General features: G+C 63.5%; 13 protein-coding genes. 3 read left to right on the top strand and 10 right to left on the bottom strand.

Going from position 1 to position 12382, the window contains the following annotated elements; translation table 11 throughout:
- Positions 1-135 precede the first annotated feature (135 nt).
- The 6 genes from ACJ70B_RS17335 to ACJ70B_RS17310 form a co-directional block, all read right to left on the bottom strand.
- Entirely contained in the window at positions 136-891 is a 756-nt protein-coding gene (locus tag ACJ70B_RS17335) for a proteasome assembly chaperone family protein (RefSeq protein ID WP_408958238.1), read from the bottom strand.
- A 282-nt stretch (positions 892-1173) separates the two neighbouring features.
- Positions 1174-1482 carry a hypothetical protein gene (locus ACJ70B_RS17330; RefSeq protein ID WP_408958237.1) on the bottom strand — a complete coding sequence of 103 codons (309 nt, stop codon included), beginning with the start codon at positions 1480-1482 and terminating at the stop codon, positions 1174-1176.
- A gap of 240 nt (positions 1483-1722) precedes the next feature.
- The gene (locus tag ACJ70B_RS17325) at positions 1723-2820 is read right to left on the bottom strand and encodes a glycosyltransferase (RefSeq protein ID WP_408958236.1); all 1098 of its coding nucleotides are present in this window, start codon (positions 2818-2820) and stop codon (positions 1723-1725) included.
- Entirely contained in the window at positions 2821-3804 is a 984-nt protein-coding gene (locus ACJ70B_RS17320) for a glycosyltransferase family 4 protein (RefSeq protein ID WP_408960131.1), read from the bottom strand. It lies immediately after the preceding gene.
- Between the two features lie 114 nt (positions 3805-3918).
- Positions 3919-4779, bottom strand: coding sequence for a hypothetical protein (locus tag ACJ70B_RS17315; RefSeq protein WP_408958235.1), 861 nt, complete (start codon positions 4777-4779; stop codon positions 3919-3921).
- 129 nt (positions 4780-4908) lie between these two features.
- On the bottom strand, positions 4909-6504 hold the full coding sequence (locus tag ACJ70B_RS17310) for a sulfatase (RefSeq protein WP_408958234.1): 1596 nt from the start codon (positions 6502-6504) through the stop codon (positions 4909-4911).
- Between the two features lie 124 nt (positions 6505-6628).
- On the opposite strand from ACJ70B_RS17310, the gene ACJ70B_RS17305 reads away from it, so the two are divergent.
- Both ACJ70B_RS17305 and ACJ70B_RS17300 read left to right on the top strand, forming a co-directional pair.
- Entirely contained in the window at positions 6629-7648 is a 1020-nt protein-coding gene (locus ACJ70B_RS17305; protein ID WP_408958233.1) for a YbhN family protein, read from the top strand.
- Between the two features lie 97 nt (positions 7649-7745).
- On the top strand, positions 7746-8234 hold the full coding sequence (locus tag ACJ70B_RS17300) for a metal-dependent hydrolase (protein WP_408958232.1): 489 nt from the start codon (positions 7746-7748) through the stop codon (positions 8232-8234).
- Positions 8235-8257: 23 nt separating this feature from the next.
- Here ACJ70B_RS17300 and ACJ70B_RS17295 read toward each other — a convergent pair whose 3' ends face one another.
- Complete coding sequence (locus tag ACJ70B_RS17295; protein WP_408960130.1) at positions 8258-8710, bottom strand: metal-dependent hydrolase; 453 nt, start codon at positions 8708-8710, stop codon at positions 8258-8260.
- A 180-nt stretch (positions 8711-8890) separates the two neighbouring features.
- Here ACJ70B_RS17295 and ACJ70B_RS17290 point away from each other — a divergent pair, with 180 nt between their 5' ends.
- Positions 8891-9412, top strand: coding sequence for a DedA family protein (locus ACJ70B_RS17290; protein ID WP_408958231.1), 522 nt, complete (start codon positions 8891-8893; stop codon positions 9410-9412).
- Positions 9413-9475: 63 nt separating this feature from the next.
- Here the strand turns inward: ACJ70B_RS17290 and ACJ70B_RS17285 are convergent, their stop codons facing one another.
- The 3 genes from ACJ70B_RS17285 to ACJ70B_RS17275 all read right to left on the bottom strand — a co-directional run bounded on the left by ACJ70B_RS17285 (position 9476) and on the right by ACJ70B_RS17275 (position 12320).
- Complete coding sequence (locus tag ACJ70B_RS17285) at positions 9476-10882, bottom strand: arylsulfotransferase family protein (protein WP_408958230.1); 1407 nt, start codon at positions 10880-10882, stop codon at positions 9476-9478.
- A 126-nt stretch (positions 10883-11008) separates the two neighbouring features.
- A complete protein-coding gene (locus tag ACJ70B_RS17280) occupies positions 11009-11893 on the bottom strand; it encodes a universal stress protein (protein ID WP_408958229.1) in 885 nt (294 codons plus the stop codon).
- A gap of 127 nt (positions 11894-12020) precedes the next feature.
- Positions 12021-12320: a HalOD1 output domain-containing protein gene (locus ACJ70B_RS17275; protein ID WP_408958228.1), complete on the bottom strand. Its 300-nt coding sequence runs from the start codon at positions 12318-12320 to the stop codon at positions 12021-12023.
- Positions 12321-12382: the final 62 nt, after the last annotated feature.

The following is a 12382-nucleotide window of genomic DNA, read 5'->3' as shown; positions in this document are numbered from 1 at the left end:
TGGGATTCCCGTTCTCTCGTGACTCGGTACGACTGCCGCACGGAACTATTCTCGTGGCTACCGTTAGCTTGAATCACACTCTGGTATCTTAGCAGTCGTTCGCCACCTCGGAGGGCCTTGCGTGATCTTCGGCGGTCACATAAACATACGGTCTTCGGGAAAGTCACGATTTTGCAGTGATTGCTCGCCGCCGTGAAGTTGCTCCATCCGCGTTGCGAGCTCGTCGTAGTATTGTTGTACCTCTTGTGCACGTTCCTGCAGTTCCGTCTCCTCGATTGTGAGACCGTGATTTTCTTCCAGAGCCTCGAGGAATCGGAGAGCCGCATCGAAATCAGGCCCGGGTGGGTGAGTCGGAGTAACGAGCGTACCGACCGGTGGCGCAGACTGGGTAAGGGTTCGAGTCATGAGTTCGCCAGCAACACCGTCAAGATACCCACCGGTCAGCGGCTTGAGTTCGGTGTCGGTCAGCCGATCGCGATAAGACGAGGAAGCGACATAAAAGACGTCGTGTTCGTCCGGTCCGTGTGAAAACGGCACGCCGTGAAGAAACGTGATCTCCTCGATCTCGGACGACGATGCCCATTCGACGATGGCGTTTACAAACGGATCCGCAGCCCAGACTGGAATGAACATCTCACCGACTAGAACTGTTAATTCGAAGTCCGGGAGGTTATAGAGCCGTAGCGGTAAACGGGGCTTTCCCTCTTCGAACGGCGTTATATCCGGGAGATTGGTCGTAGTGATATGGCCGATCGGGTCGGAGTCATGCTGTTTCACCAGATAATCGACGGCGGTGAGGCTGGAGAGCCCGATAGTTGATACCCCGATGAGAAGCGTACTGTTCGGTGATTTGTCCGGCATCGAAACCCGAAACGCGGGCTTTTGGTTCATGAAGAACGGTACCACCGCCTGTTTCTATAGACGTTTTTGAAGTATACCTACCAGTACGTTCTCACGAATGATCGATGTTCGAGGAGTCAGCGAGAGACCGAAACCGATCAATATCCGTGATGCGCCTTCTTGGCGGTTTGGGACAAATTGGGGAGGTTACATACGATGTATACGAAGCCAGTCAGCCGACTAGAGCGACACCACCGCCGATAACTCCTCCAGACACTCCACAGGTATGACCGCGAGGTCGGTCAAGGTCGACCGCGATCGATGACGAACTGGTCAGACGTCGTCGCTCGTCTCACCCCAGTCTGTGAAGCAATCCGCGGGTTCGACGTCACGAATCGCGTCCATCCCCTCGCTCGGGATATGTTTGAAACAGCGCGGCTCGTCCTCCGTGATAGCGACCCACGCCGCTTCGTCCCCACAGACCGCACAGCGAGGTGCGCCGCCGATTCGCAGCGCGTACCACCAGCGAAGTCGCTCGAGCCGATTTCGAATCCTCGATTCGACACGGTTTCTGATCCGCGACAGACGACCGTCAGCTGCGGGCGATTTCCCCTCGGAGTCGGTCCCCTCGTCGACAGTCATTATACGTCTAGTCACGTAGCGTGCGGGTTACGCTTTGGCATCCGATTACCCGAGAGCCGTCTCAGGTGACCGAACTTCGCTCGTCCGACGCGGCCGCGAAGCGCGAACGCCCGCAGTCGCGCAGCTCCTCGATGACGAACTCGAGCGATTCGCCAAGTTCGGTCGCGAGTACTCGACGCGAACGGCGTTCTTACTGACGATATCTCGAGCGACTACGTGCTGTCATCAAGTGTGTCTTCCTTAGCTCCCCTCTTCCTCGGAGAAGCGCCACGGACTATCGGCCGTGACGGCCGCTTCCTCCCTCGAGAGCGGTACGTCGTGATACAGTTGCTCCAAGTAGTCCATCGTGTGTTCGACGGAGTAGCGCTCGACGGCCGCTCGGGTCTCGCGCTCGGTGGCCAAACAGGTCTCGATGGCGTCGACCATCGACTCGAGGTCGCCGTATTCGAACCGCTCGCCGTTGCCGGGGCCGATCGTCCGGTCGAACGGCGGCACGTCGGCGGCGGCGACGGGGGTGCCACAGGCGTTTGCCTCAAGCGTCGACAGCCCGAGCGTGTCGGCAGTCGAGGCGGTCAAGAAGGTATCGATCGAGGAGTAGAAAATCGGCAGCTCCTCGCGGGGGAGGAACCCCCGGAGTTCGACGTTCTCGGGGGCGTTTCGTTCAAGACAGTCTCGATAGGGGCCGTCGCCGACGACGACGAAGTCGTACTCGGGACGCTCCGCCGCGGCCCGCAGAATTTCGCTGACGTTTTTCTCCATGCTGAGCCGGCCGCTGTAGCCGATCACCGTTCGGTCGGGGTACCAGTTCTCGTCGGTCGGCCGGAAGAAGTCCATGTCGATCCCGACGGGGAGCTGGACGTGGTCGACGTCCCGCTCGATCCGTTCGGTCGAAGCAGTGACGATGTCGAAGCTCTCGAGAAACGCGTTCTCGAGGGGTACGTACAGCCTCGAAAGGGCGGCGGCGACGGACTCGAATCTGACGTTCTGGTGGAAATACTCCTCGAGGGGCGTGTGATGGGTGTAGATCGATGGTAGATCGTGTTTCCGGGCGTAGTATCGGCCGAGCAGGCCGATCGTCGCGGGGCCGTGGCAGTGGACGACGTCGAGGTCCGGGAGCGTCGACGGCCGGCGGATGAGTGGTATGCGGTAGCCGGCGTAGAACGGGTTCGGCAGCGATCGGACGGGAATCTCGCGGTCGCCGGGTTCGTAGTCGCCGTCGGGGTAGATCACGTACACCTCGTGGCCCATTCGTTCTAGCTCTTCGCGCCAGAGCTTGATCGTGTACGTTACGCCGTCTATCTCCGGGAAGAAACTGTCCGTGAAGAATCCAATCCTCATTCAGCTCACCTCGTCGTACAGCGACTGATAGCGGTTCGCGACCGTCTCGAGCGAGAACGCTTCGCTTCGTTCGGCCGCGTTCGATCCGAGCCGCTCCCGGAGATCGGGGTCCATGAGTCGCTCGAGAGCGTCCTCGAACGCGTCGACGCTCGATCCCGACGCCTTCAGACAGTCCGTACCGTCCTCGAGCCACGAGAACGTGTCGATATCGCGGACGAGGACGGGTTTGCCGGCGGCCATCGCCTCGAGTAGCGCGATTCCTTCGTTTTCCTCGTGCGTGGGAAAACAGAAGATATCGCCCGCCGCGTACGCGCCGCGGACGTCGTCGACGTAGCCGGTGAACGTGCAGTTGTCGGGCGAGTTCTCGATCAGCGCCGTCGTCTCCCGCCCCTTCAGCGAGAGGTCGAGCGGGCCGAACCACGCGAAGTCTATATCGGGCAGCCGCCGGGCCAGTTTGACGAACGTCTCGAGGCCCTTGCGTTTGATGACGTGACCGACGAGAAAGACGGTCGGCGGGCTGAGATCGTAGCGTTCGCGATATTCGTCCTCGAGCGATTCGAACCCCTCGAGTTTCTCGCGGTCGACACCGTTCGAGATGACCGTCGTCGGCGCGTCGGTGTACGTCTCGATCAGCCGTCGGTTGTACTCCGAAGGACAGACTAGGGCGTCGGCCAGTCCGTACGCCCGCTCGAGATACGGCTTGAGCGGCTTCGCAAGGGCGTTCGTGAACCGAAAACTCTCGCCGAAGTCCTCTGCGGTCACGTGGGTGTGCGCGATAACGGGGATACCTCGTCGTCGCGCTCGCATCGCGTACCAGATCGACCGCGGCCCCATGAGGTTACAGTGAACGATGTCGGCCTCGAGAGTCGGCTCGGTCGTATACGAGAGGTCGAGTCGGTCCAGCATCTTCCGCTGGTGGACGACGGACTCGTGAATGCCGCCGGTGACGTGATCCTCGAGTTCGAAGTAGTGGCTGATCTTCATTTCGGACACCGTCGCGTCGTTACCGTCTGACGTACCGAGTCGCCGACCGCGGTCGGCGACCATCATCGCTCGTCTCGGTCTCTGTTTCGGTTGCGCTCTCGCTCGCTCGCGGCGTTACTCGACTTCGAGCCACGGCACCTCCATGAGCGCCGGGATGTAGGTCTCGATGTGATGTTCCCAGACGCCCTCCTCGCCGAAGGCTTCTCCGTGGTCGGCCGTTACGATGACGTCTCCGTCGAGTTCCGCCACGACATCGGCGACGGACTCGAGAGCGATTCGGAGGTTCTCTTCGTAAAGGGCCATCGCGGCGTCGCGGGTGCCGTTCTTGACGAGATCCGCCGGATCGAGTTCGAGCCAGAGGCCGGCCTTCTGGGCGAGTTCGCTCCCCTCGAGTTTGTTCTCGACTTTGGGCCGGATCGCATCACCGAGCGACGAGAGCGCACCGCCACCGCCGTCGCCGTCCTTTTCGGCCTCCTCTTGCTTTCGGATCCCCTTCTGGATCTGCTTGAGCTTCTGGCCTTTCCCCCGGGCGAGGTAGGGTGCATGTGGCTGCATGTAGTGTAGCACCGTCCGATCGGCCGCCTCGACGGCGTCCCGATGCTCGCGGAACGCCTCTCCGAGGCTGTCCGGCGGAACGGTACCGAGGTCGTCGTCCCAGCCCGATTTCCAAACGTCGAAGACGTTGCTGATGTGGTTGGATGCAGACCACTCGTAGTCGCAACTGGCGCCCCACTTGAGTTCGTTCAGCGGGATGCCCAGATCGTTGATAAAGGGATTTCCAGAGAAATACGCGATATCGTGCTCCTCGGTAAACGTCCGGTAGGCCCACTCCGGCGTCGACGATCCGACACTTCGGCGCTTCTCCAACGTCCCGTCAAGGTACTCGTCGTACACCTCGCTGAACACGTCGTACCGACACGCATCCAGCACCAGACAGTAGTCCCAGTCCGATTCGAGGAAGTGCTGGTCCTGCATTAGTTGTGGCTCTCTTTCGAGTCGACCTACGTATTCTTATTGGTTCCCGGAAAGTCACGTTATCCGGTTTGTTGTGCCGATACGCCGGCAGTGACACCGAATTTGCAGCGGTCGGTACTACCCGTTTCGTTACTCGAGGTAGCCGAGTTCGCGCAGTCGGTCGCGGGTCTCCTCGTCGGCGTCGGCCAGCGCATCGTTGGCGTCGGCGACTCGCTCGTCGGGGTTGTCCCATGCGCCGCCGACGGCCTCTTCGAATCGGGCGAGTGCCCGTTCGGTCGCGGCGACGGTCTCGTCGTCGGCCGGATCGATCGGCGACGTCTCGGCCGGGTCCTCGTCGAGCCGATAGCCCTCGTCGGGGATGCGGTCTGCACGGACGTACTTCGCGTCGGTACGACGGGCGGCCCGCAGCCGGGAGTACGCCCGGTGGTCGTCGGGGAGGTCGATCCCGGCCTCGCTTGCTTTCTCCTCTAGGTGGTGGAGTTCGATGACCGGCTGGGCGTACTCGACGAACGCGTAGTCGCCGTCGACGTCACTCGTGTCCTCGGCCTCGTTTCCGAGAACGGCCCGCTGACCGGGATCGGCCTCGCTCGCACCGTCGAACGATCGATACTCGCTTGAGAGCAGCGAGCGCGTCGGATCGCGGTCGACGGCACCGTCTGCGCCGGCGGTCGCACCGACCGCACCGGGGTCGACGCCGGTCGCATCAAGCACCGTGTGGTAGCAGTCGAGCAGTTCGACGAGGTCGTCGCGCCGATCGGCCTCGAGATCGGGGTGTTTGACCAGCAGCGGGACGTTGATTAGCTGGTCGTAGAGGGCGAACTCGTGGCCGTAGAGGTCGTGTTCGCCGTGGAGTTCGCCGTGGTCGGCCGCAACGACGACGGTCGTATCGTCCCACTGGCCGGTCTCGCGCAGCCACGCAAACAGGCGGCCGAGTTCGGCGTCCATGTGGGCGATCTCGGCGTCGTACAGGCTACGGATGGCTTCCCATTCCTCGTCGTCGATGTCCCGTGCGCCCGAATTGAACTCTTTGGAGTTCTGGCAGACCTCGTCCGGATCGACGCCGGGGGCAAACTCCTCGCGGTACTCCGCGGGCGGGTAGTACGGCAGGTGGGCGTCCATCAGGTTGACGAAGGCGAACCAGCCGTCGTCGCTGTCGCTGTCGTCGATAAAGGACTTCGTGCGGTTGATGACCGACGGCGTCTTCGAGTCAGCACCCTCACCGCTTGCGAGTTTAGAGTGGGCCATCGCACCGAGGTGGACGAGCTTCGATGCTAGGCTGTGGAGGTAGTCGTTGTCGTTGACCGCCTGCCATGCGCTGGCCAGCGGCCCCGAGAGGACGTCACCCGGGAGCACCTCGAAAAACGAGTCCTGCTCGTCGAAGCCGTCGGTGAGCCCGGTGTAGGGGGTGATCCAAGCGTTCGAAGAGTAACACGCCGTGTCGTAGCCGGCCGCCGCCAGGGTCGACGCGAGGGTCGTCTCGCCCTCGAGATACGGACTCCCCTGGTCGGCCCCGTGTTGGCTGGGATAGCGGCCGGTAAACAGCGAGGCGTGTACCGGCAGCGTCCACGGCGCTGGGGCGACCGCCGACTCGAAGACGGTCGCCTCCTCGGCAAACCGCGAGAGTTCGGGCGTCGTCCCCCGCTCGTAGCCGTACGGGCCGAGATGGCCCTTCCGGACTGTGTCCAGAACGACAAAGAGGACGTTCGACTGACAAGCCCTGTCCATTACTGACGACACTCGGCTCCACGCCAATAAATCGATTGAACGGTGGCGGACGCAGCGGTACCGGACGCTGCTACTTGCAAGCGTCGATCAGACGTTTCAAGTTTGCTGGTGATCGATATCGGTTATGGACGAGCGAAATCGGCGCGCATTTATCATCGGGGGCGTCGGGACGATTGCGGTTTTTGCCGTCCTGTTCTTCGCCGTCGGTGCCCGCCGGATACTCAACTCGCTGCTGTCCGCCGATCCGTCGCTGATCGCCGGCACGTTCGCTCTCGCGCTCTGCTGGCTGGCCGCTTGGAGCCTGATGCTCCGAACCGTTCTCGCGGCCCTGGGCGTCCACGTACCGCTCGTCAGGTCGTTTTTCGTCTACGCCGGTGCCGTCTTCGCGAACAACGTCACCCCGTTCGGGCAGGCCGGCGGCGAACCGGTCGCGGCGCTGCTCATCTCGAAGACGTCCGACGCCCGCTACGAGACCGGCCTCGTCGGCATCGCCAGCGTCGACGTCCTCAACGTCGTCCCGTCCATTTCGCTCATTCTCATCGGCGTCGGCTACTACGCGACCACCGCCGCGCTCGGCGACCGCCTCGCAACGGCCGTCGGCTCGGCGGTCGTGCTGATCGCGGCGATCGTCATCGCCATGGTGCTAGTGTGGCGGTACCACCAGCGGATCATCGACCGGCTTCCCGGCATCATCGCGCCCCGACTCGGTAAGCTCGGGCTCGAGCGCTTCGAGTCCGAGACGCTCGAGGAAGACCTCCGGGATCGGCTGGGGCGGTTCTTCGAGAACATCGAGCGCGTGGCGACCGATCGGTGGCGGCTCACCGCCGTCGTCGGTCTGTCGCTGTGTGGCTGGCTCTTTCAGACGGCAGCACTCATGGTCGCGTTCGCCGCGCTCGGCCACAGCGTGCCGCCGTACGTCCTCCTGTTCGCGATTCCCCTCGCGAACCTCGCGGGTGCGGCCCCGTTACCCGGCGGGCTCGGCGGGATCGAGGCCGCGTTCGTCACGCTGCTCGTGCCGACGACCGGAATTCCGGCGTCGGCGGTCACCGCGGCCGTCCTCATCTTCCGCGGCGCGATCTACTGGATGCCGGTACTGATCGGCGGCATCTCGGTGTCCGCGTTCGGCGTCCGCGCAGTACGGTAAGCGCCGTCACGGCGACGAGGCCGTTCCGTCGCGACGAACGCCTCGATCATCCGACAACGTAATCCCCATTCGAACCGGACGAGCGATCGGCTACCGTATGTATCAGGAGGGACACTCGGGGTTCAACGCCCTGCTGTACGCACCGTTTCTGCCGGTCGTCGCCGGTGCCGCGTCGATCGAGGTGGCGCTGCTGGGGGCGCTGATCGCCGTTGGCGTCGCCAACGTCCCGGACGTCGATCAGCGGCTACCGCTGATCGACCACCGAGGGCCGACGCATACCGTCTGGTTCGCCGTGCTCGTCGGACTCGCCGTCGGCGTCGGGACCGCACTCGCGTTCCCCGCGATTCCGGGGGCGTTTCGATTCGGCTTCCTCGTCGGGACCGGCGGCATCCTCGCCCATCTCGCGGGCGACGTCGTGACGCCGATGGGAATCACTCCGTTCGCACCCGTTTGGCGGCGACACGTGACGCTCGACTGGTTCAAATCCAAGAACTCGCGGATCAACCGCGCCGTCTTGCTCGTCGGCTCGAGCGCGCTGGCTACGTCGTTGGGCATAGCGACCGTCTGGCCGGGAGCGATCCACTGAGGCGCGCGGATTCGCGGCGATCCTCACCCAACCAACGGGTAATCGTCGGCCCGCCAGACGAGAATCGCGATCGCCGCCGTCCAGAGCAGCGCGGTCGCTTCGGGGCTATGAACCGCCAGACCGGGGCTCCATCCTGTCCGCTCTGGGAACAGCCAGTCGATCCCCTTCGGTGAGAGCGAATCGATCGCGAGGTGTGAGCCGATCGCCAGCGAGACGGCGGCCGCGAGGTCTCGGTCGCGAGCGGCCGCGTAGATTCCGGCGACGACCGCCAGCGCGAACAGCGGCGTGTGCGTGATCCCGCGGTGGACGAACGGCCAGTCCAGCGCTCCCGGAAAGAGGAAGTCCGCGTCGGGGAGGAGACCGAAGGCGAGTCCGAGCCGGGGATCGGCATCGGTAAAGCCAGAGACCAGCGCGTAGCCGACGACGGCGTGGGTCGCGAACGCGCCCGTGAGAAACAAGATTCGGCCCGTCTCCATCGACCGACCGTTCGGCCAACTACCTGACATACCTTGCGGTTCGGCTCGAGCGGTCCAAACGGTCCGGTCCTCGAGCGGTAGCGGTCGACCGCGATCGTCGCCCGTCGACGCGCCCCTCGAACCGCAGTTCAGCCCGTCGAACCAACAATAATTACAAGCGGGGCGAATTACGAACGGGGCATGAGTCCGTTGCAACTCGAGGGGACGCCGCCCTGGCTCGAGTCGATGTTCGCGTCAGAGGTCGCGTTCGCGGTGTTCTTCGGGATCTGTATCCTCGAGGGTGCGATGCTCCTGCGATTTATGCCGAGCGAACTCGTCGTGCCGGCCGCGCTGGCGCTGATCGGCTCGACGATCACCCAGGCGCTCGTGATCGTCGTCCTCGCGGTCGTCGGCACGACGATCGGCCAGTTCTGTCTCTTCTGTCTCGTCCGTCGCGGGGGTCGAGAGTACGTCCTGCAAAAGCGCTGGTTCCCGGTCACCGAGTCACGCCTCGAGCGGTTCGACGGCTGGTTCGATCGGTGGGGTGCGATCGCCATTCCGGTGAGCAATACGATGTTGTTCGTTCGCGGCCTACTGACCGTTCCCGCCGGGCTCTCGGAGATGGACGCCCGGACGTTCGTCGCCCTGTCGGCCGCCGGCTCGCTCTCGTTCGAGTCGATCCTCGCCGGGCTCTATCTGTTCGGCGGCCATCTACTGGCATGAGGAACGGCAACGAGACGGCGGAAAAGAGCAACTCAAACCAGACGGGACGCGTTCTCGCGGCGATCAGTCTCCCTGTCGGTAGACTGGAAGGCGAAGTCTGATACCGGCGTCGTGGAGTCGCCACTTGAGTTCCGAGCCGGCCCACGCCAGCCCGGTCAGCAACGCGATGCCGACGGCGGCGAACTCCGAGGCCCCCATCCAGACCGGACTCACGAAGAGGAGGGCGTTGTAAATCCGATGCGGGAGGACCGTCTCGACGAGCCCGCCGAGGAACTTGAGCGGCTTGAAGCCGAACAGTCCGTCACTTCCCTCGCCACCGCTCTCGGCCGCCGTGTTCGACTCGAGGCCCAATGCGGCCGCGCTTTGTCCGCCGGTGCTCTCGTCGCCGGTCTCGAGGCGCTCGGCCTCGTAGGGCAGCGACGACGCAACCTGCCAGACGATGTCGCCGGACTCGTTGACCTCCAGCACGCGGTTACCGTGGGTGTCGGCGATGAGCGTGTTGCCGTTGGGCAGACGATCGGCGTCGCGGGGCCACTGGATCTGATCGTCCTCCCAGGTCCAGGTTCGGTTCCACTCCCCGTTCTCACGCTGGAATTCTTTGATCTGGGCGTTCTCCGAGTCGGCGACGATGACGGCGGGGCCGCCCTGACTCTCGGGGATGTAGTCCGGGTTGTGCTGTTCGTTCAGGATGTCGTGTTCGTTTTCGCCTCCGACCGTCCAGTTTTCAAGCAGCCCCTTCTGTCGGTCGAGAAAGACGACCTGGTCCTGATTGCGCAGACTGACCATGATCCGTCCTTCCATCTGCCCGCTCTCGATGTACTCGACGTCGTTGATGTGGGCCCAGTCGCGGGGGTAGGAGTGGCCGCCCTCGAGCGGGAAGTCGCTCTGGGCGTCCCAGAGCCAGTCGACGATCTCCGTCTCGGTGTTGACGATGAACACCTGATCCGAGACCATGTCGGCGACGGCGAAGTGAGTCTCGTTGATGCGGTCTACGTCGTGCCACTCGGCGGCGAGTTCGTTCGGGTCGTAGCGCTTATAGAGCACCTCGACCTCGCCGGTCGAGAGGTTAGCGCGCTCGATGACGTTGCGAGTACACGGCGGCGAGCCACAGGTCGGCCCCTCCGTGTGGATCGTGTCCGTCGCGGCGTATTCGACGGTCAGAGGCTGGCCCTCCACGGGGTCGACGTCGAAGTACTTCGTGCGCGTGTTGTTGTAATAGGCCACGTCGCCGTCGGGCGCGTAGGCGGTGATCGTTCCCGCTCGCCCCGATTCGGTGACGACCGTGTGGTTTGTCGTCGTCGGCGCGTTCGGAACGTCCTCCTTCGACGCCGTCGAGAGACCGCCCGACGCCGCCGCACTGGCGACGACCGCGGCCGAGAGGAGAATGAGAACGACGAACGCGGCTCGGAGTCGGGTCCTCGTGATCTCGGAGCGAACCCGATCGATCGACGGAAGCGATTCTGCGGTCACGGGTCGATCACCATCGAACGCGAAAACACCGTCTGGGCAGTCATCTTATATCGATTTCGGATCGCAATATTAGTACTTTTTCTAACGTCATCGACAGATTGAGACAATCGATGTGGTCGACTTGTTTCAGTCGAACCGGTCGCTGTCGGCTCGCGTCGTCGTGAGAACGGGAACCGGAGACGTCCGGATCACGCGCTCGGTAAAGCCCCCGAGCAGATATCGGTCGAGACCGGTGTGGCCGTGTGTCCCCATGACGACGAGGTCGATTCCGTTCTCCTCGGCGTAGGACGTCACTTCCCGCGGCGTCGAGCCGGCCGCGAGCGTGGTCGTCACGTCTTCGACGCCGGCCTCTCTGGCGGCCGCCTCCGCCTCGTCTAAGATCTCTTGAACGTTCGCCTCGAGTTGTGCAGAGAGCTGTGCCGTCTCGGCCTCGACCACCTCGGGGAGTTCGTCGACGACGGAGAGGAGATGCAGCCGTGCGCCGTGGTCGGCGGCAACTGTCGCACCCAGTTCCAGCGCCGCCGTGGCGTGGTCGCTGCCGTCGGTCGGAACCAGGATATCTGCATAGGGGTACGTCGACGGCGCGTCGTCGACCGGTCGAACCGTCAGCACCGGCACATCGCTTCGGTTCACGACGTGGTCAGTGACGCTCCCGAGGACGTACTCGCCGAGCCCACGTCGACCGTGCGCACCCATTACGACCAGATCGAACTCGTCGGTCGTGGTGTACTCGACGAGTGCCGAGCGGGGATCGCCCTGGACGACGTCCGTTACGACCGAGACGTTCCGTTGCTCGGCCAGTTCGGCGGCATCCGATACGATTTCGTTGCTCTCTCGCTCGAGAACGTCGACGACGTCGCCGCCGAGTCGCGTGAGGCTGGGCTCGTTCGTGTCGGCGACGGTGAGCAAGTGGACCGTCGCTCCCACGTCGGCGGCGACGTCCAGTGCGTGTTCTAGCGCCGCCGTCGCGGGGTCGCTCCCGTCGGTCGGAACGAGGATCCGTGCGAACATGCCCCGGCGTTCAACCCCGAGGCGCTTACGTCTATGGGACGGTGCGAACCGCCGACCGAGCGCCGCGGCTCTCTCGGAAGCCGGGTCAAAAATGAACGTGGCGAGTGATGCGCTGGCAGTAGCGTCTTCAGGCCGATTCGATGCGGATCTCGCCGTCGGCGGTGATCGTCACTAGACAGTCGCTGTACTCGAACGTTATCGAGCCGCTCGAGCGGAGGCCGTTTGGCCGCGGTTCGAACAGCCGCTCGAGCGCGTCGGCGTTGATCGAGTGGTGGAGCGGTTCGAGGTCGGTCACGTCCTCGTTTTGAAACGTTGCGACGGCGTCTGCCACGGCAACGCTGAGCGGTTCGTCGTTGAGTCGATCGTACTGCACGGAATAGTGGTCCCCCATCGCGGTCGACGGTGATCGTGAAGTCATCTCTGTCATATATCGTACGTACCCCCAGTACGTTCAGTGGGAAGTCATCCCTTCCTTCATGGTTCGTTGCA

The organism is Natrinema sp. 74 (assembly GCF_046097095.1).
In the GTDB taxonomy this organism is placed as follows: Archaea; Halobacteriota; Halobacteria; order Halobacteriales; family Natrialbaceae; genus Natrinema.
The sequence above is the reverse complement of the archived record's forward strand: the minus strand, read 5'-3'. Positions and strand labels throughout refer to the sequence as shown.